Origin of the sequence: Curtobacterium sp. MCBA15_009, assembly GCF_001864895.1 — a bacterium.
GTDB lineage: Bacteria > Actinomycetota > Actinomycetes > Actinomycetales > Microbacteriaceae > Curtobacterium.
Genome location: NZ_MJGO01000037.1, coordinates 544,000 through 569,365 on the forward strand (window position 1 = coordinate 544,000; position 25,366 = coordinate 569,365).

General features: G+C 66.9%; 29 protein-coding genes. 7 read left to right on the forward strand and 22 right to left on the reverse strand.

Going from position 1 to position 25,366, the window contains the following annotated elements; translation table 11 throughout:
• Positions 1 to 44 precede the first annotated feature (44 nt).
• Positions 45 to 968 (forward strand): SDR family NAD(P)-dependent oxidoreductase, encoded by a 924-nt coding sequence (locus BIU97_RS11010; protein WP_175472434.1) that lies wholly within the window; start codon positions 45 to 47, stop codon positions 966 to 968.
• A 214-nt stretch (positions 969 to 1,182) separates the two neighbouring features.
• On the opposite strand, the gene BIU97_RS11015 is transcribed toward BIU97_RS11010, so the two are convergent.
• The 4 genes from BIU97_RS11015 to BIU97_RS11035 form a co-directional block, all read right to left on the reverse strand.
• A complete protein-coding gene (locus BIU97_RS11015; RefSeq protein WP_071297642.1) occupies positions 1,183 to 1,995 on the reverse strand; it encodes an AAA family ATPase in 813 nt (270 codons plus the stop codon).
• Positions 1,992 to 3,383, reverse strand: coding sequence for a Mu transposase C-terminal domain-containing protein (locus tag BIU97_RS11020; RefSeq protein WP_083420887.1), 1,392 nt, complete (start codon positions 3,381 to 3,383; stop codon positions 1,992 to 1,994). Before BIU97_RS11020 ends, BIU97_RS11015 begins: the two co-directional genes overlap by 4 nt.
• Before the next feature lie 6 nt (positions 3,384 to 3,389).
• The gene (locus BIU97_RS11025) at positions 3,390 to 3,992 is read right to left on the reverse strand and encodes a recombinase family protein (protein ID WP_071297643.1); all 603 of its coding nucleotides are present in this window, start codon (positions 3,990 to 3,992) and stop codon (positions 3,390 to 3,392) included.
• Between the two features lie 709 nt (positions 3,993 to 4,701).
• The gene (locus BIU97_RS11035; RefSeq protein WP_240614499.1) at positions 4,702 to 5,766 is read right to left on the reverse strand and encodes a TDT family transporter; all 1,065 of its coding nucleotides are present in this window, start codon (positions 5,764 to 5,766) and stop codon (positions 4,702 to 4,704) included.
• A 165-nt stretch (positions 5,767 to 5,931) separates the two neighbouring features.
• Between BIU97_RS11035 and BIU97_RS11040 the strand changes: the two genes are divergently transcribed.
• Positions 5,932 to 6,864 (forward strand): LysR family transcriptional regulator, encoded by a 933-nt coding sequence (locus BIU97_RS11040; protein WP_261646014.1) that lies wholly within the window; start codon positions 5,932 to 5,934, stop codon positions 6,862 to 6,864.
• On the opposite strand, the gene eno is transcribed toward BIU97_RS11040, so the two are convergent.
• From eno to BIU97_RS11085, 9 genes are all read right to left on the reverse strand, one after another.
• Positions 6,849 to 8,183, reverse strand: a complete 1,335-nt coding sequence (gene eno, locus BIU97_RS11045) for a phosphopyruvate hydratase (protein WP_083420888.1) — start codon at positions 8,181 to 8,183, stop codon at positions 6,849 to 6,851. The two genes, BIU97_RS11040 and eno, sit on opposite strands and share 16 nt — an antisense overlap.
• 145 nt (positions 8,184 to 8,328) lie before the next feature.
• The gene (locus tag BIU97_RS11050) at positions 8,329 to 8,814 is read right to left on the reverse strand and encodes an inorganic diphosphatase (protein WP_071297645.1); all 486 of its coding nucleotides are present in this window, start codon (positions 8,812 to 8,814) and stop codon (positions 8,329 to 8,331) included.
• 26 nt (positions 8,815 to 8,840) lie between these two features.
• Positions 8,841 to 9,212, reverse strand: a complete 372-nt coding sequence (locus tag BIU97_RS11055; protein WP_071297646.1) for a fluoride efflux transporter FluC — start codon at positions 9,210 to 9,212, stop codon at positions 8,841 to 8,843.
• A complete protein-coding gene (locus BIU97_RS11060; RefSeq protein WP_368073090.1) occupies positions 9,209 to 9,712 on the reverse strand; it encodes a CrcB family protein in 504 nt (167 codons plus the stop codon). Before BIU97_RS11060 ends, BIU97_RS11055 begins: the two co-directional genes overlap by 4 nt.
• Positions 9,709 to 10,452, reverse strand: a complete 744-nt coding sequence (locus tag BIU97_RS11065; RefSeq protein ID WP_071297647.1) for a 2,3-bisphosphoglycerate-dependent phosphoglycerate mutase — start codon at positions 10,450 to 10,452, stop codon at positions 9,709 to 9,711. Before BIU97_RS11065 ends, BIU97_RS11060 begins: the two co-directional genes overlap by 4 nt.
• Positions 10,449 to 10,955: a universal stress protein gene (locus BIU97_RS11070; protein ID WP_071297648.1), complete on the reverse strand. Its 507-nt coding sequence runs from the start codon at positions 10,953 to 10,955 to the stop codon at positions 10,449 to 10,451. Before BIU97_RS11070 ends, BIU97_RS11065 begins: the two co-directional genes overlap by 4 nt.
• Before the next feature lie 276 nt (positions 10,956 to 11,231).
• Positions 11,232 to 11,699: a GNAT family N-acetyltransferase gene (locus BIU97_RS11075; protein ID WP_175470247.1), complete on the reverse strand. Its 468-nt coding sequence runs from the start codon at positions 11,697 to 11,699 to the stop codon at positions 11,232 to 11,234.
• A 60-nt stretch (positions 11,700 to 11,759) separates the two neighbouring features.
• Positions 11,760 to 11,963 carry a hypothetical protein gene (locus tag BIU97_RS11080; RefSeq protein WP_071297650.1) on the reverse strand — a complete coding sequence of 68 codons (204 nt, stop codon included), beginning with the start codon at positions 11,961 to 11,963 and terminating at the stop codon, positions 11,760 to 11,762.
• Positions 11,964 to 12,090: 127 nt separating this feature from the next.
• The gene (locus BIU97_RS11085) at positions 12,091 to 12,549 is read right to left on the reverse strand and encodes an Lrp/AsnC family transcriptional regulator (RefSeq protein ID WP_071297651.1); all 459 of its coding nucleotides are present in this window, start codon (positions 12,547 to 12,549) and stop codon (positions 12,091 to 12,093) included.
• On the opposite strand from BIU97_RS11085, the gene BIU97_RS11090 reads away from it, so the two are divergent.
• Together BIU97_RS11090 and BIU97_RS11095 are read left to right on the forward strand one after the other, a co-directional pair.
• Positions 12,548 to 13,084 (forward strand): rhodanese-like domain-containing protein, encoded by a 537-nt coding sequence (locus BIU97_RS11090; protein ID WP_083420889.1) that lies wholly within the window; start codon positions 12,548 to 12,550, stop codon positions 13,082 to 13,084. The genes BIU97_RS11085 and BIU97_RS11090 overlap by 2 nt on opposite strands.
• Complete coding sequence (locus BIU97_RS11095; RefSeq protein WP_071297652.1) at positions 13,081 to 13,608, forward strand: GNAT family N-acetyltransferase; 528 nt, start codon at positions 13,081 to 13,083, stop codon at positions 13,606 to 13,608. The genes BIU97_RS11090 and BIU97_RS11095 overlap by 4 nt, the downstream gene beginning before the upstream one ends.
• A gap of 8 nt (positions 13,609 to 13,616) precedes the next feature.
• On the opposite strand, the gene BIU97_RS11100 is transcribed toward BIU97_RS11095, so the two are convergent.
• The 8 genes from BIU97_RS11100 to BIU97_RS11140 all read right to left on the reverse strand — a co-directional run bounded on the left by BIU97_RS11100 (position 13,617) and on the right by BIU97_RS11140 (position 20,455).
• Positions 13,617 to 14,117 carry a GNAT family N-acetyltransferase gene (locus BIU97_RS11100; RefSeq protein WP_071297653.1) on the reverse strand — a complete coding sequence of 167 codons (501 nt, stop codon included), beginning with the start codon at positions 14,115 to 14,117 and terminating at the stop codon, positions 13,617 to 13,619.
• Between the two features lie 75 nt (positions 14,118 to 14,192).
• Positions 14,193 to 14,645 (reverse strand): NUDIX domain-containing protein, encoded by a 453-nt coding sequence (locus tag BIU97_RS17325; protein ID WP_083420890.1) that lies wholly within the window; start codon positions 14,643 to 14,645, stop codon positions 14,193 to 14,195.
• A 264-nt stretch (positions 14,646 to 14,909) separates the two neighbouring features.
• Positions 14,910 to 15,761, reverse strand: coding sequence for a PHP domain-containing protein (locus tag BIU97_RS11110; RefSeq protein ID WP_071297655.1), 852 nt, complete (start codon positions 15,759 to 15,761; stop codon positions 14,910 to 14,912).
• Positions 15,762 to 16,393: 632 nt separating this feature from the next.
• Positions 16,394 to 16,789 carry a hypothetical protein gene (locus BIU97_RS11120; RefSeq protein WP_071297657.1) on the reverse strand — a complete coding sequence of 132 codons (396 nt, stop codon included), beginning with the start codon at positions 16,787 to 16,789 and terminating at the stop codon, positions 16,394 to 16,396.
• A gap of 236 nt (positions 16,790 to 17,025) precedes the next feature.
• Positions 17,026 to 18,042, reverse strand: a complete 1,017-nt coding sequence (locus BIU97_RS11125) for a hypothetical protein (RefSeq protein ID WP_139195350.1) — start codon at positions 18,040 to 18,042, stop codon at positions 17,026 to 17,028.
• 98 nt (positions 18,043 to 18,140) lie between these two features.
• Positions 18,141 to 18,917, reverse strand: a complete 777-nt coding sequence (locus BIU97_RS11130; RefSeq protein WP_217640106.1) for a COG4705 family protein — start codon at positions 18,915 to 18,917, stop codon at positions 18,141 to 18,143.
• Complete coding sequence (locus BIU97_RS11135; RefSeq protein ID WP_071297659.1) at positions 18,914 to 19,588, reverse strand: DedA family protein; 675 nt, start codon at positions 19,586 to 19,588, stop codon at positions 18,914 to 18,916. Before BIU97_RS11135 ends, BIU97_RS11130 begins: the two co-directional genes overlap by 4 nt.
• Before the next feature lie 66 nt (positions 19,589 to 19,654).
• Positions 19,655 to 20,455 carry a COG4705 family protein gene (locus BIU97_RS11140; protein ID WP_071297660.1) on the reverse strand — a complete coding sequence of 267 codons (801 nt, stop codon included), beginning with the start codon at positions 20,453 to 20,455 and terminating at the stop codon, positions 19,655 to 19,657.
• A 361-nt stretch (positions 20,456 to 20,816) separates the two neighbouring features.
• On the opposite strand from BIU97_RS11140, the gene BIU97_RS11145 reads away from it, so the two are divergent.
• The 3 genes from BIU97_RS11145 to BIU97_RS18090 all read left to right on the forward strand — a co-directional run bounded on the left by BIU97_RS11145 (position 20,817) and on the right by BIU97_RS18090 (position 23,400).
• Positions 20,817 to 21,788 (forward strand): sensor histidine kinase, encoded by a 972-nt coding sequence (locus BIU97_RS11145; RefSeq protein WP_175470248.1) that lies wholly within the window; start codon positions 20,817 to 20,819, stop codon positions 21,786 to 21,788.
• On the forward strand, positions 21,788 to 22,447 hold the full coding sequence (locus tag BIU97_RS11150) for a response regulator transcription factor (RefSeq protein WP_071297662.1): 660 nt from the start codon (positions 21,788 to 21,790) through the stop codon (positions 22,445 to 22,447). Before BIU97_RS11145 ends, BIU97_RS11150 begins: the two co-directional genes overlap by 1 nt.
• Before the next feature lie 794 nt (positions 22,448 to 23,241).
• Positions 23,242 to 23,400: a hypothetical protein gene (locus BIU97_RS18090; RefSeq protein WP_175470249.1), complete on the forward strand. Its 159-nt coding sequence runs from the start codon at positions 23,242 to 23,244 to the stop codon at positions 23,398 to 23,400.
• Between the two features lie 547 nt (positions 23,401 to 23,947).
• Here BIU97_RS18090 and BIU97_RS17330 read toward each other — a convergent pair.
• On the reverse strand, positions 23,948 to 24,256 hold the full coding sequence (locus tag BIU97_RS17330) for an SdpI family protein (RefSeq protein WP_175470250.1): 309 nt from the start codon (positions 24,254 to 24,256) through the stop codon (positions 23,948 to 23,950).
• Between the last annotated feature and the right edge of the window lie 1,110 nt (positions 24,257 to 25,366).

Consider the following 25,366-nt stretch of genomic DNA (forward strand, 5'->3'; position numbering starts at 1 on the left):
CTGCGGACCGCCTCGGCAGCGCTACGATCGACTCGTTCACCTTCGTGAAGCGGTCGCCCTGCTCGGGCGGTCCGGGGCTGGAAACCCTCGCATCCAGCCCCGTTGACCCCGCGTCGACCGACGTCGCGAGTGGTGGCTGGCGTGCGTTCCGAGCACAGGAAGCAGCCATGCGCTTGCACAACCACACCTCGTCTCCCGCCGCTCCACTGAACGACCGGGTCGTCATCATCACAGGAGGGTCGAAGGGCCTCGGCGCGGCGATCAGCGCCCGCTGCGCGGCAGCAGGAGCCCGAGTCGTCCTCGTCGGCCGCGACGGTCAGGCACTGCGTGAGCACGCCGCGACGCTGGGGCAGGCTGCCAGCTGGATCCAGGCGGACCTGAACGACCCGGCGGCGCCGACCGAGGTCCTCGCACAGACCCTGGAACGCCATGGACGGGTCGACGGGTTGGTCAACAACGCGGGCACCGCGCACTTTGCACCGATCGAGCGGATCAGCGCGAGTGACATCGACCTGACGATGTCACTCGACGTCCGAGCACCGCGGCTGCTGTCCGGCGCGGCCGCGCTGGTGATGCGTGAAGGCGGGAGCATCGTCAACGTCTCGTCCACGTTGTCTGCTGTCGGTAGCCCGGCAACGGCGCTCTACGCGGCGGCGAAGGGAGCACTCGATGCGGCCACTCGCGCCTTGGCAGCGGAGCTCGGCCCCCGCAACATCCGTGTGAACGGTGTCCGGCCCGGTCTGACCCGCACCGAGGCGACCGAACTCGCCCACAGCGACGGCGTCTTGTTCGAGACGTACCGAGCAACGGTTCCCCTGGGCCGCACTGGGACCGGCGCCGAGGTCGGCGACGCGGTGGTGTTCCTGCTGAGCTCGGCCGCCGCGTTCATCACCGGGCAGACGCTGGCTGTCGACGGCGGGCACACCACCTCCAACCTCGCCGTCCGCCCATCGGCCGATCGGCACTAGGGGAATCGAGAACAGGCCCCTCGCCCGCGTCGTTCAACCGAGCGACCGGTGCGGGCTCGACCAATGGGCCGCCCAGATCACAGGCGCCGCCCGGTGTTCTCTTCCCCGTCTCGATAGACGATCGTTTACCGAGACGACGGGAGCTCGAGAACGATGCCCGAGAATGTGAGCAGCCTCGCTCGGTGTCGTCGTTTTCGCTGCGGTCAGTGTCGGGTCAGGTGGTGCCGATGACGAGAGTGCTGCGGGCGGCTTCTACGACGTCGTTGGTGATGACGTCGAGCTCGTTGATCTTCAGGACGCGTTGGATCTGAGGGAGGAGGCGCTCAAGGAGCCGGAAGTTGCCGCGGGTGATGCGTTCGACGGCGGCGATGGCTTGCGCGTCGGTGAAGTCGTCGGGGTTTAGCGTCTTGCCGAGCTTGCGCCATTGACGTTCGAGGACGAAGAGCAGCTCGTCGTGCCCGAGCGGACGGTACTGGTGGGCGAAACCGAGGCGGCTGTAGAGCTGCGGGTAGTGGCTGAACTGTTTCTCGATGCCGGGCATGCCGATGAGAATCATCGCGATGCCGGTGCGGTCGTACTGGTCGCGGAGCCACTCAATGGCGTTGCCGGTGAGGCGTTCGGACTCGTCGATGATGATCAGCTCGAGGAGGGACGGGTTGGGGCCGTGTGCGTGGTCGAAGTGGCGACCCTGGAGCAGGAGGTGTTCCTCGATGCAGCGTTCGGTGCGGAGCATGTCGTGCCGGAGGTCGTCCTGCAGGGCGCGCATCGTGGCGGAGACCTCGGGCGTGTAGAAGACGGTGCGGGCTCGGTGGGCGGCGGCGTAGATCTTCGTGTCGTCTTCGCTGCGTGCGGCCCATCTGGCGATGAACGGGCCGATGCTGTCCCAGTGGGCGTAGCGGCGTGCGGAGAGGGTTTTGCCGACGCCAGCGGGGCCGAAGCAGACGCCGATGGTGTTCTGCTTCCGGACGGCGTCGGCGAACTCCGCGAACCGACGGTGTTCCTTCGTGATGATGAACTGGCTCGTCATGACCGGTCCTCCTCGTAGGTCTTCAGTCGCGGTTGATCCGGCGCGGGTGCTGGTGGATTGTGGTCATCGGGTGTGGGGCGGACGATCGCGATGCGTTCGCGGATCTGCCCGCGCAGGGCTCTTCGTTGCGCGTTGCGGGCGGCCTGGATCTGCTTGAGACTGATGGTCTCGGTCTGATGCGCGGTACTGATCGCGGTGCACAGGAACGCGTCGCGGTGAAAGACACGGATCTCGGTGACGTCGCGGGGGTCGTACCGGACGCTGACGGTGCTGCCCACGAAGGGTGCGAGGGTGGTGGCGGTGTAGCGGAGCCCTTCGAAGTGGATGCCGTCTCGTTGCACGACGCGCGTGGTCGGGACGGTGAGCAGGAACCCGTCGAGATGCTCGAGGGAGTCCGGCATTCGTGGCAGCCACCCGTCTGCGATCCACGCTTCCAGTGGGCTCTTCCGGAGCTCACGGTGGATGCGGGCGTTGTAGCGGCGGATGAACGTGTTGATGGCGCTGTCGACGCCGGCGAGATCCAGCGCCGGCGTCGGCGCCGAGGCTCCGGGTGCGAGGTGGCCGGGGAGCGTTTGGAGCAGCTCGGTGTTGATGGTGCCGAAGAACCGCTCGATCTTCCCGCGGCCCTGGGGGCGAGCGACCTGCGAGTGGATGATGCGGAGGTGCAGCACGGCGGCGGTGTCGCCGATTCGGTGGCTGGTGAAGTCGGACCCGTGGTCTGTGTAGAGCACGTCTGGGATCCCGCAGACAGGCCAGTCCGGTTCCGGCTTGTGCCAGATCGCTTGCCGGAGCGCGAGCGCGGTGTTCGCGGCGGATGGGGCGCCGAGGAACACCATGTACCCGCAGACCGCGCGGGAGTAGTCGTCGAGGATCACCGTCAACCACGGCCGTTCCGGCTTGCCGTCGGGTCCGACGATGAGCAGGTCGAGCATTGTGTGGTCCGCCTGCCAGATCGCGTTGGGGTGATCCGCGCGACGTCGGAGCAGCAGTTCGTGCTTGTCCCGATATGACGCGGGCCCCTCGAGTGCAAGCGTCACCATCCCGGGATCAAGCCCGTTCACGATCGACCGCACAACGGAGTACGACGGCGCTGAGAGACCTCGTTTGGTGCAGTAATTGTCGACCTGGCGGTGAATCGTGGCGATCGAGGGTCGTGGCTTGGTGAGTGCGAGCCCCTCAATCAGGCGCACCAGTTCCGGTGCCGTCCGTCGAGCGCCGTGATCGGTGCGGGTGCCGTCGGCGAGAGCCGGGTATCCGCCGGTTCGGTAGCGGGCCAGCCAGCGTTGCAGGGTGCGCTCGGCGACGCCCGTGGTGCGGGCCAGGGTGGTGAGCGGGATGGCGTCCTCGACGTGCAGTCGAAGGATGCCCCACCGCTCGCTCGCGTCCATGGCCAGCTACATCGTTGGGGAAGGCTTGGTTCGTCGCGCCGCGACGGGCTCGGCGTGCTTCGCGAGTGCACGGTAGATGGTGGTGCGGCTGACGCCGAGCACGTCGCCGATCTGCGCGACGGTCATGTCCTGCTGTTCGTAGAGCCGGCGTGCGGTGCGCACCTGGTCCGCGGAGAGGCGAGATGGTCGGCCGCCGGTGCGGCCGCGGGCTCGGGCGGCGGCGAGGCCGGCGTTGGTGCGTTCCTTGATGAGGTCACGTTCGAACTCCGCCAACGCGGCGAAGACGTGGAACACGAGCCGACCGCCGGGCGAGGTGGTGTCGATGGTCTCCTGCAGGGACCGGAACCCGATGCCGCGCTCGGCGAGAGCGTGCAGCTGATCGATGAGGTGCCGGATGGACCGGCCGAGCCGATCGAGTCGCCAGACGACGAGAGTGTCGCCGGGCCGGAGCTGATCGAGGAGCTTGTCGAGCTCGGGCCGGTGTTGGAGCGACCCGGACATGGTGTCGATGAACACGCGGTAGCAGCCAGCGGCGTTGAGCGCGTCGATCTGCAGCGACGCGTCCTGGTCTGTGGTGGACACGCGCGCGTACCCGAGGAGGTGACCCATGAAGAGAACGTAGCGAAACTCGACCAAGAGGGGTAGTGGCGGCACGTAGATTCCGGGACTGGGTTCCGGTACTAGACACGCCGGCTCGCAACCTGGCGGAGCGCCGGTACGGACAGTTGTAGCGGAATCGTTCGTATTTGTTACGTCTGCCGCGCTCGCGCGGCGAGCCGGAGTGCTTGCACGGAACGGAGGTGTTGTTCCGATCGGTGGCGGCCGTTGGCGGGAGACGGATGTGGTGCTGCGATGACCGGAAGGAGTCGGGGGTGCTCGTCCAGGGTGAAGTGTCGCATGACGCCGTCGAGGGCAACGGCCCCGTACGTGACGATCGCAGTGAGAGCGGGGAGGGCCGCGAGCAGTGTGGCGAGGGCATGCCGCCCCTCGTCGATGTCCTCGAGTCGCACGCGGTCGGGCAGTTCCCATGGGACAAGGTTCCAGCGGACGTACTCGCCGCGTGCGAGTCCGGACTCGATACGGGCTGCTCGGAACGCGACCGCGGTCGGGCCCGGGTTGTCCTCGCTGCAGATCGCTGCGTGCGCTGCGGCGATGGTCTGGGGGCCAGGCGACTGCATCAGGACCAGGACACGGCTGAATCTGCCGCCGGATCGTGGGTCGAAGCTCGGGACGAACCGTCGGCTGCCGTCGGGCGCGGTCCGCCACGTCTCCGCGAGACCGTTCAGCGATCGAACGTCAGCGAGTTCCTCGGGGGTACTCATGCCGGCTGTGGCGGTGCCAGCAGGGTGCCACGGATGACGGATCCGTGAAAGGTGCGAAGGGCAACGGTGATCCATGCGGCGACGAGGCCGGCGTAGTAGATGACGGCGAGGACGGCAACGACGGTCAGGCCTGAGTGCAGGGCGAGCCCGTTCAGGCCGGTGACGCAGGTCCCGACGGGGAACGTGAAGGACCACCAAGTCAGGCTGAACGGCAAGTGTTCGCGGGCAGTGCGGATGGTGATCGCGAGGGCGATGACGGTCCACAGCAGCGCGAAGCCGAGCATCGCGAACCCGTACACCAGCGCCACGACCAGCAGGGCATGCGCGGTACTCGCATCGACAACGGTGGGGGCGTTCGATGCGAGGAGGTTCACCGCGGTGATCGACTGTCCGACCGGCCCGAGGACGATCCACAGAGTCGGGACCATGCCGGCGGCCCCGACCTTGTGCTGCGCGAGACGGTTCCAGATCAGCGTGATCACGACCAGCGACGTGATGAGGCTGAGGCCGAAGAAGCCGTAGCAGGACCACAGCAGCGTCTCCCGCGCCTGCCCGGCGGGGGCGTACGGCAGCAGGAGCGCACCGGTGGAGGCGGACACCATCGGCGGGACGATCGGCATCAGCCAGCCGCCGAACGCGGAGTCGGGCTTGTTCTCGTGGCGGGTGAACGCCAGGTACGGCACGAGCACTGCCGTGAGCAGTCCTCCGATGGTGCCGATGGTCCACAGGACCCAGTCGATGGTGACGGCGGCGGGCAGGCCGACCCAGTCCTTGCCGAGCAGGAGTGTCCCGGCGCCGACGGTGAGGAACGCCATCGGTGGTGCGCCGTAGAAGTGCGAGATCACCGGGTTGAGCTGGTGCCCGGCTGCAGTGCTCCGGTAGCGGATCCAGTGCAGCACCGTCGCGGTCGTGAGGGCGACGAGGAGCACCGCGGCGATCGCCCACACGACCGTCGCCGCGAGGCGCAGCCCGGGGAACTGCAGCGGCAGTGACGCAGCTGCGACAGCGACGATCCCCGTGCCCATGATCGACGCGAACCAGTTCGGTGTGAGATTCGACACGATCAGGCCTGGCCGCTCCAGGTCACGGAACAACGCCGTCTGCGGCCGTTGGGGCAGCTGGCTACCGTTCGCGGGTGCAGGGTCCGTGCGGAGCGTTGTCATGGGCCAAGCCTGCGCGAATCCTGCCTCTGGCGGTACCCGGAACCTCTTGGCAGGGCACAATCAATGATTGTGGCACTACGGCGACTCACGGACCGAACCCTCGACCTCGACACACTCGACGTGCTCGCACGCGTCGCCGAGACCGGCTCCCTCTCCGCTGCCGCTGGAGCGCTCGGCGTCACGCAACAGGCAGTGTCTGCTCGGATCCGGGTCGCCGAGCGCATGGTCGGTCACTTGTTGGTGCACCGCTCGACCACGGGGTCGGTGCTGACCGAGACCGGCCGGCTCGTCGTCGGGCTGGCCGGACCGGTCCTCGACGCGTCTCGCCACCTCGAGGCAGGAGTGGCTGCGCTGCGGGCTCCCACGGGTTCGCTCGTCGTCGCAGCGTCACAGACGATCGCGGAGCTGCTGCTGCCGGGCTGGCTGCTCGAATTTCGCCGCCGCGAACCCGACGTGCGGGTGCGTCTGATCGCGGGCAACTCCGCCGCGGTGACGGACCTCGTGCAGTCGGGTGGCGCGAACCTCGGGTTCACGGAGACCCCGGTGACGGCGGCAGGTGTGTCCGCGCAGGTGATCGCGGACGATGAGCTCGCGGTCGTCGTTGCGCCGGAACATCCCTGGGCTCGGTCGACCGGGATCACTGCGGAGGTCCTGGCGGCGACGGCTCTGCTCCTGCGGGAAGAAGGTTCCGGAACTCGCGCGACCCTCGCCGCATGGCTCAGGGAGGCCGGTTTGAGCATGTCGGTTCCGGCCGCGGTGCTGGAGACCACGAGCATCATCCGGGCGAACGCGCAGGCTGGAATTGCACCGGCGGTGATGAGCCTTCGCACGGTCGCCGCCGACATCAACGACGGGTCGCTGGTGCGGGTCCCGCTCGCTGGGCCGCCACTTGCCCGGCCGTTGCGGGCGATCTGGTCGGGAGAGCCCCAGCCAGCTGGTTCTGCTTTCCTGCGCGTCGCCCACGAGGTGACCGGTCGGGGTCAGCGCAGCCCGTAGGGCAGCTCCGGATTGTTCTCCGCGATCTCGGTGAGCCGGTTGTACTTGGCGACGCGTTCTCCGCGGGCGGGTGCGCCGGACTTGATCTGTCCGGTTCCGGTGCCGACGACGAGGTCCGCGATGAACGTGTCGGTGGTCTCGCCGGACCGGTGCGACACCATGCTCCGCATCCCGAGCGAGCGTGCGACGCCGATCGCGTCCAGGGTCTGGGAGACGGTGCCGATCTGGTTCGGCTTGATGAGCGCCGCGTTCGAGAGCCCGTCCTTCCCGCCATCGCGGATGCGCTGCGGATCGGTGACGTAGAGATCATCGCCGACGATCTGGAGCATGTCGCCGAGCGCGAACGACATCGCCTTCCAGCCGCCGTGGTCATCTTCGGAGAAGCCGTCTTCGATGCTCCGGATCGGATACCGGCTGATGAGGTCGCGGTAGTAGTCGACCATGCCTGCGCGGTCGAGCCGGCGGTCCACGACCCGGTAGCTACCGTCACCGAGCGCGAACTCGTTCGCCGCCGGGTCGAGTGCGATCGCGACGGTGTCCACGCCGGGCTCGTAACCGGCGGCACTGATCGCGGCGACGAGGAGGTCGAGGGCCTCCTCGGGCGCGGCGATCGACGGGGCGAAGCCGCCTTCGTCCCCGAGACCGAGACTGCCGAACCGTTCCCGGACCAGTGCCGCCAGCGCGTGGTAGACGTCCGACCCGATCCGAACCGCGTCGGTCATGGTCTCGGCGTTCACCGGGGCGATCATGAACTCCTGGAAGTCGAGCGCGTTCGCTGCGTGCGCTCCGCCGTTGAGCACGTTGAAGTGCGGGACGGGCAGGCGGGGCGTGCTGCCGGTGACGTCTGCGATCCAACGCCAGAGCGGCAGCTCCGCTGCGGCGGCGAGAGCGCGTGCCATCGCGATCGAGGTCGCGACGACACTGTTCGCGCCGAGCCGGCGGTAGTTCGGGGTGCCGTCGAGGGCAGCGAGGGCAGCGTCGGCCTCCCCGATCGAGGTCCACGACTGGCCGGTGATCATCGGTGCGACGTCCGTCGTGATGAGGTGCAGTGCCTGGCTCACGTCGCGGCCGCCGTAGCTGCTGCCGCCGTCGCGAAGCTCGACAGCCTCATGCGCGCCAGTGGATGCGCCTGCGGGGGCGTCACCGGTGACGACGGTGCCGTCCTCGAGCTCGAGACGCACCTGGATCGTCGGGTAGCCGCGGGAGTCGAGGATCCGGGATCCCTGCAGGCTGCTGATGGTGACGGGGCGGCTGGTGTGGGTCACGTACTCGCCCTGATGGTGGGTGGTGTGGTGGACGTTGCTGATGTAGTCGTTCACGGCGGTTGTCGCCTTTCGGGTTGGTCGTGCGGGTGTGGGCCGCGGGGAGGCGGAGGGACGACCTCCTGGCGATCACTGGGCGCCAGTTGCCTCCCCACGGCGGTTCAGGGCGCGCACTGGATGGTGTCGGGTGCGCGGGTGCCGGTCAGGGGTGCGGGGTGAACCGTTCCTGTGCGGCGCGGATGACGGCTTCGGCGTCGACACGGTTCGCCCACCCGTTGGTGGTGACGTGCTTGCCGTGCTCGATCTCCTTGTAGTGGGCGAAGAAGTGCTCGATCTCCGCCAGGACCGGCTCGGCGACGTCGGAGATGTCCTGGACGTGGTCGAAGCGGACGTCTCCGGCGGGGACGGCGAGGATCTTGTCATCGCCGCCGTTCTCGTCGACCATGCGGAGCATCCCGACCGGGCGGACGTCGATGACGACGCCGGGGAACGTGGGCCGGGGCAGCAGCACGAGCGCGTCGAGGGGGTCGCCGTCATCGCCGAGAGTGTCGTCGATCGAGCCGTAGTCCTGCGGGAACACCATGCTGGTGAACACCGCCCGGTCCAGGCGGATCCGTCCGGTGGCGTGGTCGACCTCGTACTTGTTGCCGCTGCCGCGGGGGATCTCGATCGTGATGTCGAAGTGCATGAGCTGTTCGTCTCCCAGTCGGATGGTCAAGTGAGGGTGCCGAGGGTGACGCCCCCGGCGGCTGCGGCGACGGAGACGACGAGCATCCCGAGCCCGTTCACGGCAGCCGCGGTGGCGCGGCCGGTGCGGGCGAGGCGGACGGTCTCGAAGCTGGCGGTGCTGAACGTGGTGTAGCCACCCATCAGCCCTGTCCCGAGCACCGCGACGGGGGTGGCGCCGAGGTGACCGGCGGCGCCGGTGATCAAGCCCAGCAGGAACGAGCCGGTGATGTTGATCGTCAGCGTCCCGACCGGGAGCCGGAACTGCCGACCCCGGTTGATCGCACCATCCACGAAGAACCGTGCGGCCGCGCCGACACCGCCAGCGACCGCGACGCTGAGGAAGGCCAGGGCGCTCATGATGTGGCCCCGATCGGTCGGACCAAACCCGCGATCGCGAGGCCGATACCGGTGGCGATCGCGCCGGCGAGGACCGTCAGGAGCGCGTACCCGGTACCGGCCAACCCGCGGCCAGCGAGGAACAACACCGCGGTGCTGGTCGCGAGGGTGCTGTAGGTGGTGAACCCGCCGAGGACACCGGTTCCCAGAAGCAGGCGCAGTGTCCGGCGGCGACCCTCGTCAGGTCCGCGATGCGCGAGGTGTTCCAGCAGCACACCGAGCAGGAGCGCGCCGGCGACGTTGATCCAGAAGATCGCCCAGGACACCTCCTGCTGAGCGGGGAACGCGGTGCTGAGTCCGTCGCGTGCGGCGGTACCGATGGCGCCGCCGAGTGCGACGACACCGAGGTACCGCCACCACAGATGCACTGGCCGGGCGACACGTTCCGGGTCGTTGGCGTCGATGTCAGGGTCGGGCGGGAGCTGCCCATCGGGCAGGTCCGTGTCCGTTCGGGAGGTCATGTTCCACCTTCCGCAGCGACCACTGCCGCTGCTGCTCGTGCGGCCGGATGCAGGTACTCCCCACCCCGCGGACAGAACCCACCGTCGCCGTCGAACCGGTAGATCAGGGGTTCGCCCGTGGGGAGGTTCAGGTCCGCGAGCTCACCGTCACTCAGGCCGTCCATGCAGGCACACAGTGCCCGCAGTGAGTTGCCGTGCGCGACGACGAGCACCGTCCGTCCGTCGCGGAGTGCCGGGTTGATGCGGTCCAACAGGACGGGTTGGACCCGGCGGATGACGTCGGAGAGTGTTTCGGTTCGACGAACTGCCGCCCACGGCAGTCCACGAAGCGCCGGCGTCCGCCGGAGCGCCAACCACGCGCGGATCGACATTCGTGGTGGCCGACCCGTGCGGGTCCGGCGAACAGCGAAGAACTGCTCCGCCCCCAACGCCGCTCGCGCATTCTGCTTGGACATGCCGGTGAGGGCGCCGTAGTTCCGCTCGTTCAACCGCCACGTCGACTCGATCGGCGCATCACGTCCGAGGACGTCGGTGACGAGCTCCGCCGTGTGAAGCGCCCGCTCGAGCGTCGACGTGAGCACGAGGTCAGGTCGGATGCCGGCATGCAGAAGTAGCAACCCAGCCCGATTCGCTTCGGCGCTGCCCTGTTCGGTCAGCGCGACGTCTCGCAAGCCGGTGAAGGTGCCGGCAGCGTTCGCCGTGCTTCGCCCGTGGCGGAGCAGAACAAGCTGACCGGTCACGGGGTGTCCCACGGCAGTGGGGCATCGAACCCGACCGGATCAACGGGCACCACGAGCACTGAACGGTGCTGCTGATGGGTCAGCCGCGCCGCGACCGACCCCGTGAAGAACTCCGCGATTCGACCCGCTCCCGTCCTGGCCCCGACAACCAGCATCGCCGCATCGCGGTCCTCAGCCACCTGCGACAGTGCCCGGCTCGGATCCCCGACACCGGCAACGAACGTGACGTCGACGCCGTAGGTCGTTGCGGCAGCACGTACTGCCGCCTCGTCACTGTCCGACAAGCCCCGCGGTGTCGTGTCAGCAGTGTCAGGGTCGATCGGTTCCACCATCACCGACCCGTCCGAGCGCGTACCGGCATCGATCAGCGATGCATCCACGCTGACGCACACCAGCGTCGTACCGATGCGGCGCGCGATGGACGACGCAACCTCGATGACCCCCGGCGCGAGGCCGGGCAGGACGCCGACGACGACCGGTCCGGTACCGATTGGTGCTGTCATGACACTCCCTACCTCAGGCGCGCAGAAACGCGACCAGCTGAGATAGGGACTGTTGTCGACAACTGTCGAGGTTGGGTCCGGCAAGCCCCACTACCGGGTCCGAAGACATCACCAGTATGCACCCGAATCCCAAGTCACGCGGGCCGTCTCGCGCACCCTCGACGTCCCGACACCGAAGGAAGCGATTCCGACGACACGGAGCGAAGCTGCCCACAGTCGAGGCCTTGGAAGTACGTGGACGGAGACACTCGACGCTCCGTCTCGGTAAACGACCGGCTATCGGACATGGGTCGCCAGGTTCAATGTCATCGCGAGAGACCCGACGGCATCCTGTCGACTGGTCTCGACGAAGCCCGCGCGTTCGTACGTCCGTAGCGCCGGACGGTTGCCCGTCACGACGTTGAGGCCGATCGAGGTCGCACCGAGTGCACGTGCTTGTGCGACGGCAAGCCGCACTAAGTCGTGGGCCAAGCCGCGGCCTCGCACGGTGGGATCGAGCAGAACCCGTCCGAGGTGAGCATGGCTGTCGTGCATCGTGAGTTCGAACTGGCCGATCGGTTCGGGACCAGCGTCAACGGCCACCCATGCCGTTCGTTCAGGGCTCTGTTCGCCGATTGTGAGCTGGTTGAAAGTCAGAGGCCATCGCAGGCGGGGGCCGGCGAAGAGGTACAGCGCCTCGGCGTCCGGCACCCACGACACGATCAGATGGCAGTCATCACTGGATCGCGGTCGAATCGAGAGCACGCCGCACATCATCCGCGCGATTGGTCACAACGGCCAGAGCCACGTCCGTTGACCGATCCTCTACCGGCCGTGCTTCGCCTTCCGGAGTGCGAAGCGCCATAACCAGATGCCAGCGCCGAGCCGAAAGAGTCCGAGCGCGGTGTTCAAGATCACCAGGATCACGTCGAGGTCTGGCCGCGTGAGGCGAACGATCGACGTCGCGACGAATACCAGGCCGAAGGCAAGCGCGATCGAGCCCAGAACCTTCGCGCTCAAGACGTCCATCGCGCCAACCTAGCTGCTGTCGACGTCCGTGGGGCCAGCGGCTATCGGACACAGCGGCGTGCAGTGACGGGGGGTGAGAATCACGGGAGGGTTCCGGCGCGCTCCGCTCTGCGCAATCGGCTGCTGCTCATGCAGGTTGCACGTGTCGCGCAGGGACGGGGCTCGAGTACACGACGTTCGTGGTGATCCCCCCGAGCGTCGCGAGCCGTCCGGTGATCCGCTCCAGGTCCCGCATCGATCGGGCGAGCACCTTGATGATGAAGCAGTCTGCGCCTGTGACGTGGTGCGCCTCGATGACTTCGGGCATGTCGGCAACGAGGTCGTGGAAGGGCTTGTAGTTCCCGGACGGGTACGCGAGCCGCACGAACGCCGTGACGGTGTACCCGAGCGCTTCCGGGTCGACGGTGCCCGAGTAGCCGGTGATTACGCCGGCGTCGGTCAGGCGGCGGACCCGCTCAGCGGTCGCGCTCGCGGAGAGGTTCACTGCTCGGGCGAGCTGCGCGACACTCGTCCGGCCATCGCGCTGAAGCTCCGCGATGATCGCGTGATCGGTCGTATCGAGAGGCTGCTGCGGATTCGACGGCATGGGTTGGAATCTACCGTCGGTTCCGCGGTCGAGGCGGTCGAGTGCCGTTCGATTCGGGTTCCGCGGAGACCGTTTTGCACGCTTCGATGAAGGGGTGCAAACGACACTGACCGCGGCCGACTTCTTCGCCGCGAAGTTGACTTACGAGACCGACCCGTCCGACCTCGCCGCGGAGCGTGCTGCGGGTACAGCCCCGATCGTGCTTGACGTCCGAAACGACGCAGCCTGGAGTCAGGGACGAATCCCGGGTGCCGTGCACGTCCCCACCGTCGACCTCGCCGCCCGTGCTGCGGCGGTTGTGCCCGACCAGGACACTGCCGTGGTGGTGTACTGCTGGGGACCGGGCTGCAACGGCAGCACGCGGGCGGCGCTCGCGCTCTCCCGGATGGGCTACACCAACGTGCGGGAACTCATCGGCGGGTTCGAATATTGGGCACGAGAGGGCCTCGCCGTCGTCTCCGACAGCGGCCGGTCGCGGCAGGCCCCGGACCCGCTGACCGCTCCGGCACCCACGCCCACTCTGGCGGACACGTGAGCGTAACGGTACGGCAGGTTCGGGCTCGGGCTCGGGCTCGGGCTCGGGCTCGGGCTCGGGCTCGGGCAGAGCTTGCCCCGGTCCGGACGCTTGTCGAGGCCTACGCCCGGTACGAGCAGAGCGCCGCCGTCGTACCCGAGGACTGGGAAGGGCGCATGGCCGACCTCACAGCCATCGGCCGGGTCACTGTTTTTATCGCGAGCATCGACGACACGGTGCTCGGGTACGCGAGCATGACGCGCGAGGTCTCCACCTGGACCGGTCAGACCTTCGCACACCTCGACTGCCTATTCGTCGACGGAAGGTACCGTGGACATGGCGTCGGGCGACTGCTGTTCAACGCCGCCTGCGCGCACGCGCGCTCAGTCGGCGACACCGAACTTCAATGGCAGACACCAGCGTGGAACGCGGGCGCGATCCTGTTCTACTGCCGCACCGGAGCGCAGAGCGCGAGCAAAGAACGCTTCACCATGCCGATTGAACCAACGGCCGACCACCATCCCGATAGCCGTCGGTCTCGGTAGCCGATCGGCTATCGGACACTGAATCGTGCCCAGGAGTCGGAGGGCAGTTCGGGTCGGCCGGGGACGTCGCGTTGCTCGAACGTGCACGACCGGTCGAGCTCAGCAGCGACCGTGTGCCAGAACTTCGCTGCGACTTCGTTGCGGTCCTGGAAGGCAACAGCCCACCGACCGGGGTGCGCGGCGGTCAGCTCTGTCACGGCTGATCGTCCGACGCGAGAGCGTCGCGCTCCGTGCACGATGAAGAAGCTACTGATTACGTGCTCCTCGGTGTCGAGTCCGCGGAGGACCGCGAACCCGACCGGGTGCGGCCCGAGCTGGAACACGTGTGCGGACCAGCCCGGTTCGGAGATTCCGGCATCGAGTCGTTCTTGTCGGAAGCGGCCGTGCTCGTCGGGGAGTGTGCCGGTGTACGCGGACATCTCGTGCCGGAACATGGTCCAGAGCTGTTCGAGCTGTGGGCGGTGTCGTTCGTCAGCGGCGTGGATGGTCAGGGGCGTGAGGGTGCTCATACAAGAAAACCTCCGCCGTGGTCGGCAGAGGTTTCGTTGCTAGGCAGTCTATCGCCCCATCCGGTTTCCCATCGGTCATCGGACGGCGTCGTGCAGCACTTGGTCGATCCACTCGTGATGATCCAGCTCACCGAGCTCGCAGAGATTGACCCACTGGATCTCGAGCACTTCGTCTTCTTCGAGGGCGAACGCCGCAGCATCAAGCGAGCAGAGGTAGGCCACCGTCACGTACCCGACATGGTCACCGTTGGGGTAGACGTTCTCGAGAAGGGAGCCGCCGTAGGCGCCGATGATGCGGATGATTTCGCTGCCGACGCCGAGTTCTTCTCGCACTTCGCGCTGCAGCGCGGCGTGTGGCTCTTCGCCGGGTTCAACTCCGCCGCCGATCAGGCCCCACCGTCTCGAGTCGCGCTGTCGGGCGATGAGGAAGCGATCGCCGTCTTGGACGACCGCGGTCACCCCGGGAAGGAGAAGGTAGCTGCTGCCGACCTGCTCTCGTAGCGATCGCACGTACTCAGAAACCGGCATACTCCGAAGCTATCGCCCACCCGCCCGATCGAGGATCGGTCTGTGAGGTAGTTAGATCACGAACCGAAGAGGCCGAACCCTGCCGAGATGGCTACCCCGAGACCCACGACTATCCCTACCGTGCTCCCGACGATCACTGCCAGCCGTCGATCCTTGTTCATCCCCATCGTCCGAGCCTAGGAGTGTCCGGTAGTCGATCGGCTATCGGACGGTTAGAACGTGGTGGAGTCGCGCAGATTCACGGTTGCTGGTGAGGCGCGAGCGTCATCGAATCCAGAGGTCTTCAGCGCGCCGACCTGCTCGGAATCCGAAGTACTCGAGCATCGCGACTGCTTCCGGGAAGCCCGAAGCGAGCGCGTCGGGTGCGTGGGCGTCACTTCCGAACGAAACAGCTCGGCCACCTTCCTCCGCCCACCACTGCGGTACCCAGGACCACAACCGTCGCGTGTTCATCTCAAGCGCTCGCCCGGAATCCGCGATGCTCCGCATTGCAGCTCGGAACCCCTCCTCGAACACACGTGGGTCGAACGGTCCTGCAACGTCACTGGGCCACGTTCGTGCTGCGTAGTCGATGTGTGTGAAGACCTCGAACGCGTCCGAGCCGGCGACCATTCGTGGGATCTCCTCCAAGTACGCCCACATGACATCAGCAGCCGGCCGGTGCCGGAACAGCGTGACCGGTTCGGTGCGGTGCGCGTCGGCGAACGGCAGCATGTGCAGGGAACCGTTCACCCGATCGACGACGCCCCTCGACAACACGCTCGCAGCCGCGTCTGCCCAGAGGTGTGGCTGTCCGAACTCGACACCAGTCAGGATGCGGACGCCGGGGAACTCGCGTCGGCACCGGTCGATGGCGTCGAGGTATCCGTCAAGGTCGAAGGGCGGCAGCGACACACGACCGTTCGGTTCGACCAAGGTGCCCGCGAATGCGCCCATGTCGCCTTCGTCTACGAACCACTGGTCCTCGTAGTCAAGATGTTCCGTGAACACGAGCGCCGGCAGGCCGATCCGCTCCGCACGGGCACACATCCGGCGCATCAGGTCTTCTGAAGCCGGATCCGTCGCCGCGTCCCAGGAGAACTCACTGTGCACGTGCGCGTCAGCAGGCAGCATCATCGGGCAACTGTGCCAAGCACCGCACACGCGCCGCAAGCAGGACCGTCGCCCCGGACCACCGATCCTGTCGCGGACCATGCCGGTGGTGTGCCCGGTCACGGATCGGTCAGTGAGACGGCGTGTGCGTTGGGGAGAACGGGCCTGGTCCGGTTTCGGCGTCGGTCATGGTGATGTGGCCGTTGGAGCCGAGCGAAACGTCGGCTTGCCATTGGTTCTAAACTCCGCAGGCGCTGTGCTCCACGAGATCGTGCAGCGTCACGCGCTGCGAGACGTCGACCTTCGTGCCGTCGTTGCCGGAGATTCGTAGCGTGACCGCCGCACGTCCGTGCCCTTCGTCGTCGTTCGAGACGACTAGTTGCTGTGTAGCAGTCAGGTCCCCAGTGCTGAAGGTCTTGCAGAGACTGTCCGTGCATATGAGGAGGCTCCCGGGATGCGCCGCCGCCCAACTGGCGCCGTCGAACCACACACTCGGTGGGTAGGACGCAGCCCCCGAGCAGGCGAGCGGTCCGGTGCAACTCGACAGCATCAAGGAGAACAGCGGCAGTACAGCAGCTGCCAGTACCCGTCCTCTACGCACCGTGACATTCAACTCCCGAACAGCGACCGGTCCGGTAGACGATCGACTTTCGGGCTCAGGACCAGTAGGCGGCACGCACGACCAAGAACCCCACGTCGACCTCGGAAGACAGATCGACAGTTCGGGGATCACACACGGTGCCACTCATCCGGTGCTCGAGCTCATTGGCCAGAAATTCCGCAGTCATCTCGGTTGGAGGTCGCACCGTGAGGAGCCGCCAGCAACCACCGGACCCGCACTCAACGTCGTCGCCCACGACCTCAGAACCAGAGGGAAGTGCGACAACGGACGCCGGCGGAGTGTCGCCTTCAGTCGCAGAGAGGAACAGTAAGGCGTAGCGAGCGATCGCCAGCGCTGTCACGAGGACGAGGAGCACGATCACGATGCGCCTCCAGGTGCCCGGAGCGCTCCTTGTCGCCGGGGCACCGCCCTTGCCCGTCGCGCTGCTCATGGCGAAACACTAGTGGGCCGGATCGAACCGTCGGAGGATCACACCGCATCTGGGCCGCCATCGGAAGCTCCGGAGCCAGAACCCTGTGGCGCCCGCCCCCTACCATCTCGTTAGCCGATCCCCTGTTGGGACTGGTAAGCGGCGAATGCCGGGCCTACAGTCCGCGTCATTCAGGACGCGGACTGCAGACCGACTCCCTGCGGCCGAGATGCGAGCCGAGGTCGCAGGGAACGCACTCAGCCTCCTAGGAGCGGTGCCGGCGCCAACGAGACCGCACCTTCGGTGTCATCATCTACGGTTTCTGCAAGCCCATCGACGCTAAGGGAAACGTCAGACTGCACAAGTTGCACATCTTCCGTTTTGAGAAGATCCGATTGCGACATTGCTCGAACCGCTCCGATCACCTCTCGAGCTGGGAACTCGGCCCGCGCGCGGAGTTCGTCCGTGATGTATCGATCTTCCGCATCTGGGAGATCTACCCTGCTCGGCAGCAGTGCATCAGCGCGAAGAAACGCCCGAACAAGAAAGAAGCTTTTGTAGTAAAGCTCACTGAAACCGCCGTCGTACGGCAGGGGAAGGCGGATGAGACCCAGTCTTCCGTCTCTCCGGGGCGTGTCGCGCGGACTTTCTGAGGGGTAGATGCCGATCCGCAGGCCGGACGCGCCCTGAAGGCCACCCGCTCGAGACTTCACCGTTGTGCCCACCCACTTGTCGGACTGCGGATTTCCGATGAACAAATCGGCCTTCCAGATCCCGGATATCGAACGCGGCAGCTTTTCCCCATCGCCCTTGGCATGGAAAGCTTCGATGATGTCCGGAATGTAGCGCTGGAGCTTGGGCGGATGCCCGCGCTTGCCTACGTAGAGTCGCGAGTCTGGGGTGAGGGCCTCGTTCACCGACTCAAGGATCGGGATGCGCCCATCCTTCTCTGGGCCGAACAGGATGGAGTCGGCTCCGTCGCCGATTCCGCAGAAGTCCTCCAACACTTGGCTCGCAAGCGGGTGGATCAACGGGTCACGACGCGCGATCGCGTCGTGGACGGTCCACTCGAAGCAGATCCCGGCGTCGCCCGAGCCCTCTCGAAACTCACGTGCAAGATCCTCCAGGGTGATTTCGTCGTACCCCCCTAGGCGCGCGACGCGTGCCATCTTGAGCGAGTACAAGGTTGCCTCCAGCACAGCGGCAACCATCGAGTACTTCGCCATCACTGGATCAGACACGTCCGCGGTCTGAAAGCTGCGCATTGTTCGCATCTTATGGATGCTACGGCACGGGCTGGCCGACTGGGACCCCAGCGGGCGTCCGATTCCCCGCTCGAATACTGCGGCAAGGAGTCTCGATAGTCGATGGCTTACCGGACGTCTCGTGCTGCTCCGGCAGCAGACGAGCTGAGGGGACGAAGGCGCCTCGTCCACGCCACCGCGAAAGCGATCACGATGAGTAGGATCGCGCTGACCAGCCCGGTTCCTACGGCGAGACCGCCGCGCGCGTTGGGAACGGCGACGAAGTCGGCAAACGATGCTCCGATGGGCCGGGTGAGGACGTACGCGGTCCAGAACGCCGTCACCGGACCGACGACCGACGTCACGCGCGCGAGAACGACGATGACCATCGCTGCCACGAACACGAGGCCGCCGCTGAGGTAGCCAAGGTGCAGGGTGCTGGCGGCGAGGTCGCCGGCGGCGGTCCCCATCGCGAAGGTCGTGATCACGGCGGCCCAGTAGAACAGTTGCCGACGGGTGGTCGTGATTGTGTGCACGTCGACGGTGCTTTCGGTGCGGTGCCAAAGCACGAACACGGCGACGAGCGCAGTGAGGAACACCGGGGTCGAGACGAAGTACGGCACACCGAGTGCAACGTGGGTGACGTCGGCGACCATCGTGCCGAACACTCCCACCATCGACACCGTTCCCCAGTAGAGCCAGGGCCGGTACCGGTCTGCCCGGAGCTGCACAACGAGGACCACGAGGAAGAGGACCGCGGTGATGAGTACCGTCGGGACGGGGTCGAATCGAGTGACCAGGAAGTCCGACAGTGCTTCACCCATCCCGGTCGTGAGGATCTTGATGAGCCAGAACGACGCCGTCGGCTCCGGCACACGATTCCGCGAGCTCACCTCGGGGCTCACCTGTCACCTCCGATCGGGTGCGACGGTGCCGACGAGGTTGCGCGGTTCTTCCGGGCGACGTGGCGGCGGCGGAGCGCGCCGATGACGATGGGCAGGATCGAGACGAGGATGATGACGATCATCAGCGCGTCGATGTTGTGGGCGATCAGCGGGATGCCGCCGAGGAGCACGCCGACGGCGGTGAGGCCGCACGCCCAGGAGATCGCGCCGATGAGGTTGAACAGCAGGAACCGTCGGTAGTGCATCTGCGCGGTGCCGGCAGCTAGCGGCACGTAGGTGCGGACGATCGGGACGAACCGGCCGAGGACCAGGCTGAGTCCGCCCCACTTGGTGAAGAACGCTTCCGCTTCGTTGAGGCGGGCGGTAGTGAGGATCCGGGCGTCGTCCTTGAACAGGCGGCGGCCGTACCGTTTCCCGATCCAGTACCCGACCTGGTCACCGGCGATCGCGGCGATCGATGCCACGAGCGCGACCTGCCACGGCGTAACCCCGAGGGTGCTGCTGATGATCGCTGCGGTGACCAGGAGCGAGTCACCGGGCAGGAAGGGGAACAGCACCCCGGACTCGATGAAGATCAGCAGTGCGATACCGGCGAGGACGTACGGACCGAACGAATGCAGCACGGACGCAGCGTCGAACAGGCTCACGGCGAGCGGAACGGTGGAGAGCATGGCGGTCCTTCCAGGACAAGTCACGGCGACCGCCCAACCAGTGGGGCGGCCGACGAAGGTCGGACGTCAGACGGTCAGGTGGCTGCGCTGGGCGGGTTCGTCGCGGCGGAGCCGGATCACGAGGAAGGTGATGATCGCGGCGATGATGACGAGGAACACGACGCTCGTGGTGATCGTCCCGATCCCGAGTCCGCCGTCCTTCGTCGACGCGGACAGCAGGTCTCCGGTGGATGCGCCGAGCGGTCGGGTGAGGATGTACGCGATCCAGAAGCAGAGCACCGGGCCGCGCCGGCCAATGAACCAGACGGCCGCGGTGAGGGCGATCGCGCCGGCGAAGAGCAGCAGCGACGGGAAGTACCCGAGCCCGGTCTGCTCGGCGATGAGGTCACCGGCGGCGGTCCCGAGCGCGAAGGTGAACAGGATCGCGAGCCAGTAGAACGCTTCCCGGCGGACCGTGTCGATGCTGTGGATCGAAAGGGTGCCCTCGACGCGGAACCAGATCGCGAACACGGCGATCAGCGCGACACCGAACACGGTGGTGCTGACTGCGAGTGGGACGCCGAGCCCGTCGGTGAGGTTGTCGGTGACGCAGGTCCCGACGATGCTGATCAGGACCACGGTGATCCAGTACAGCGGCGGCCGGTAGGCGCGGGACCGGAACTGCAGGATCAGGAACACGGCCAGCGCGACCGTCATGATCAGCGTCGTCAACGGCAGCCCGAGGCCGACGGTGTCACTGAGGAGATCCGCCGCCGTCTCACCAACCGTGGTCGCGAGGACCTTGATGATCCAGAACGACGCGGTCGGGTCAGGCACCTTGTTCAAGCGTGCCCTGGTCGGCAGCGGTGCTGCGGGCGAGTGGGACATGGCGTTCTCCTCGTCGTGACGAGCCGTGCCACGGGGTTCGCGGGAACGGCGATGCACCGACGGTAGAAACCGGCCCGCAAGACTTCACCAAGAAAGGACCTTGCAGCCAGAACGCCGCTTTCTTGGCTGTTCCTTTGCTAGCGGGGGTGAGGATCGGGCCTGCCGGTGCTGCTCTGAGTGAGGCAGGATCGAGCCAACACGGCGACACCGGAACGCATCCCCCCTCGCGTTCCGGTGCCGCTCGTCGGGAAGGGGTCACATGTCGGCTGGGTGGCGGTCATCTATCGCAGACACGGTGACCCGGTGGTCGTTCCGGTCTGCTTCGGAGAACGATCCGGACCGGTTGGCGTACCGCCGGTCCGTGATCGGCATCGCCCTCCGGGTCGCGGTCGTATCCGCCGCGCTGGTGATCGCGATCATCGGCCTCGTCGTGGCCTACGTGCTGTGGCAGCTGACACCGAACCAACTCCACGAGCGCCCCGGGCCGACCGACATCCACATCTACCTCGACACCATCGACCTCAGCATCGCGGTGATCGGTGTCGGCGGTCTCGCGATCGTCCTCGCCGGTGTCGCCGCATGGCTGATCGCCCGCCGCGCAGTGCGGCCGATCGCCGAAGCTGCCCGGATGCAGCGCACCTTCGTCGCCGACGCTAGCCACGAACTCCGGACCCCGCTGACCGTGCTCCACGCCCGCGTACAACGTCTGCAGCGCATGACCCCGGCGGACGACCTGCGGCGGCCGGTCGTCGACGAGCTGCGCGGTGACACGCAGGTCCTGATCGACATCGTCAACGACCTCCTCGACGCAGCTACCGGATCCAGCGAACCGAACGGTGCCGCCGACCTCCGGGCGGCGATGGACGTGGTGCACCGCGACATGAGCGTGCTCGCGGCCGACCGGAACGTGCACCTCGACATCGATCCGATCGACGCGCGCGTGGGGGTGTCCGAGACGCAGCTGCGCCGCTGCCTGGTCGCGCTGACCGACAACGCCATCGGCCACACACGAACCGGCGGACAAGTGCGTGTCACCGCGGTGATCGACAGGGCTCGTGTGACGATCCGCGTCACGGACAACGGTCCCGGCGTCGTCGGCATCGAGCCGGCAAGGGTGTTCGACCGCTTCGCCCACGGCACCCCCGTCGACGTCACCGCGACGACGACCACCCGCACCGGGTACGGCATCGGGTTGGCGCTGGTCCGCGACATCGCCCTCAGAGCGGGCGGCGATGCAGTCGTCGAACACACGGACAGCAGCGGAACGGTCTTCGCGCTCCACCTCCCGATCGCAGCGACCAGCACATCGGAACACGACCGGAAGGCCCACTGATGATGCCCCGACTGCTCCTCGTCGAAGACGACCCCCGGCTCGGTCCGCTCGTCGCGGACGAGCTCGGTGAACAGTGGACCGTGACACTCCGCACGGACGGGGAGTCCGCGCTCGAGGCTGCCGCCGAGGAGTACTTCGACGTGATGGTCATCGACCGTCGACTCCCGGGAATCGACGGCACCGAGGTCGTTGCGGCACTCCGGCAGCGACGGATCAGCACCCCCGTGCTGATGCTCACCGCCCTCGGCATGGTCCACGACCGTGTCTCCGGGTTGGACGCCGGCGCGAACGACTACCTCGTCAAACCGTTCGACTTCGACGAGCTCACCGCCCGGCTCCGGGCACTCACCCGCGACTACACCGGGGTCGGCAGCAGCGTCGAGATCGGCGGGTGGGTGTTCTACCCGGAGGACAACAGCATCACCTCCCCCTACACCGGACGGGTGATGCTGACCGAGAAGGAGACCGCCCTGCTGCGACTGCTGACCAGCGAGCCATCGCGGGCGTTCACCCGGCAGCACCTGCTGTCCGCGGTGTTCGACAACGGTGAGCAGCTCGGCACGGTCGACACGTACGTCCACTACATCCGCCGGAAGACCGACCGCGACTTGATCACCACCATCCGCGGTGTCGGCTACCGGCTCGGAACACCCGCCTGAGATCACCGCTCAGTCATCGAGAAACCCCTCCCGCTCAGCTTCGGAAGCCGCAGCGAGGAGCGCAGCTCCCATCGTCCCAACGACTACCAACACCAGCACAATCACCACCGCGATCACGATCCACACGCCCACGGGAACCACCTCCAAGCCCACCATCACCGCTACGCACCAAGGAACCGCCCAGGGCTCAGCGGAATCAGCGGGAGCGACATCTCACGTCGCGTCGGAGCGTCATCGCCCAACAGTTTCACAAGCTGAACGCCAGACCGGCATTACAGCCGTCTCGATGGCCGATCGGTTGGCGAGGTAGTTCGATCAAGCACCGAACAGGCCGAGTGCTCCTGAGATGGCGATCCCGAGACCCATGACGATCGCCACCGTGCTTCCGATGATCACTGCCAGCCGCTGATCCCAGTTCATCCCCATAGCCCAAACCTAGGAGTGTCCGGTAGCCGATCCTTCACCGGGCGCGTTCCACAGCGATACCGTGGAGGGTGTCGAGTTCTGGCGTCGTAGAACCGCGGGTTCGCGTGAGGGCTGCTCTCCTTGTGGCAGCGATGCTGTCCTGGCTCGCCCCGGCTTCGGTGGTTGCGGTGCGCCTGGCGTGGACGGATCCTCCCTCTCGAGTGCCCGTTCACTGGACCGGGGCAGGCCCGGACCAGTGGGCTTCGGCGGACGCAGCCTTCTGGTCGTGCATCGTGCCGGGCACGGTCGGAGCACTTGTGTGCACTCTCCTGGTCGTCCCGTTGTCATCGGATGCTTCACGATGGGGCGCAGCGATCGCTTTTGGGGCGGTGAGTGCGGCAACCGGCATCATCGCGTTCTTCTGGATCGCGATGATGCTGGCCGCTGAAGGAGCGGCGGCGCCGTTCCTGGTCGTCCTCGCCCCGTTCGGCTTGGGAGTGCTCGTGTTCGGGCTCTCCTTGCTCGTCCGGACGAAAACCGCCCGGTAGCCGATCGGCTACCGTGGCCTGCAGCGACCTGACGTGTGCGGCACCGAGCGTCGGGGGCCCGGGAGTGCTCCTCCTGGTCATGAGACGCTAGGAGTATGGAAGCAGCTGTTCTGACCCTTCCCAGCGTGCCCACAGCCCTGTTGCTCAGTGCACTTCGATCGACAATCCGAAGCACACCGTGACCGGTGCGAGCGACGAGGCGCGCTGCGATCACCCCGCCGGGCACGTCGTTGTCGGCGCCGGTGGCCGAGCATCCTGCCAGGACTGCGGGCGTGATGTCGCGATCGTCCTCGGCTCGAAGACGTGGACCGCCGCCGGGACCGACGACTCACACCCCTGACGAAGACCACCGATCGGGAAGGACGCTCGTCAGGCGTTGCGTAATGACGGAGCAATGTTGAAGCGGTCCGCCCGGTACCTGATGGATCACGCCGAGTCCGGTGCGACGCGACCGCGCTCTCGCGTGCCGATAGTTCTAGGCAGATGCCCCGCGTCACGCAACGAGGTCGCTGAGCGCGCGCAACGGGTGTCGAGGAGGCTCAGGTCATCAGCCGTCCCGAGTGATTCGGCGAGCAGCCTGGGACGCGGACAGCGCACCTGCCCCGAGAGCGGCCAGCGTGCAGGCGAGGGAAAGCCCGAGCAGCACGACGTAGAGCGCTGGCGCCAGTTGCGCTGGGATCGACACGACCACGACGATCGCCGCCGCGATCAAGAACGGCCGCATGACTCTCCGCGCGGCAAGATGGCCGGCTCGCCAGGCCTCGTCGCTGTGCATCAGTGACGGCAATCGAATGCCAGCCGCGTGGTTCCGACCCATTCCATTCGTCGCGATCGACACAACGCCCCAGATCGCCACGTCTACGAGGAGCACTAGCAGAGCGCAGCCGACCGCCCCCAACCACCCTGGACTCGTCATCTCCGCCTCCCTCGGTTGAAACTAGCGAATCACGCGACGGCGGTCAGCCCCTTCCGCGAGCCCGACGGACGAACCGGACACTGCCGCCGGCAGCTAGGGGCCGGCCTGACGCGGACCGCCGCCGCGCGGGGATCGCCGGCAGTGGTCGGCTCGTAGGAATCTGACTCGGAAGCAGCGTCCGGTAGACGGTCCTCCGGCGTACGAGTCATCGCGGTCGCACGCAGCGCTCACCATCTGTCTCACATAGGTGGTCCGCAGACAGTCGCGATGGCGGGGCGCTATCCGGACGCCCATCCGGGGGCGGGTGCTTCGTCTCCGCGCCGCTCTCGGGAGCGGGCGTCCCCCAGCAGCGCTGTGGTGCAATTTGGTGCACCACCACCTGTCCGGGAACGGCTCCGACTGGCCCGACCCGTCGGCAACTTCCCCATGAATCCGGCGATCGGGGGCGCGTCCGTGAAGGCACGAACACGCAGCGATGGGTTCAAATCCCACCGGTACCGCCACAGGGCCGTTTGTGTCTCTGACCTCAACGGTTTGCGAAACTCGGCTCACGAGAAGAACCCCCGACTTCAGCCGGGGGTTCTTCTCGTTTCTGCGGGGTCTGTAGCCGGATAGGGGCTCGTCGGACGCCTTGCTACGGCGTGGAAGTGACTGTGGCGGCGTTCGCCGCTGTTTTCGGGCGCGCTGAAGCACCCCGGACGCTCTGATGGCGTTTCCGGGCGCGGCGAAGCGTTCGGGTTGAAGGCGTGCGTGTTGCGTTCGGGAGCGGATGTGTCGGCCTACGTGCGCGGTATCGACACGTAGGATCCATCACCTCGACATGGCGATCTGCAGGACGCGCGCGCCTCGACGTGAGCCCTGACGGGCACGTCCCTGCCGGTCAGAGCAATGGAGCCACCGCGGTCTGCGAAGGCGAAGCGCCCCGTCCCGCACCGCCCACAGTCACAACTGAGCAGATGAGAACGACCATGCGAACGGCGGCCCCGCCGGCTGGCGTCGGTTATGGCTCAGGCGCCTCCAGTGCACGGCGGGGATGGGGAATCGAGGTGC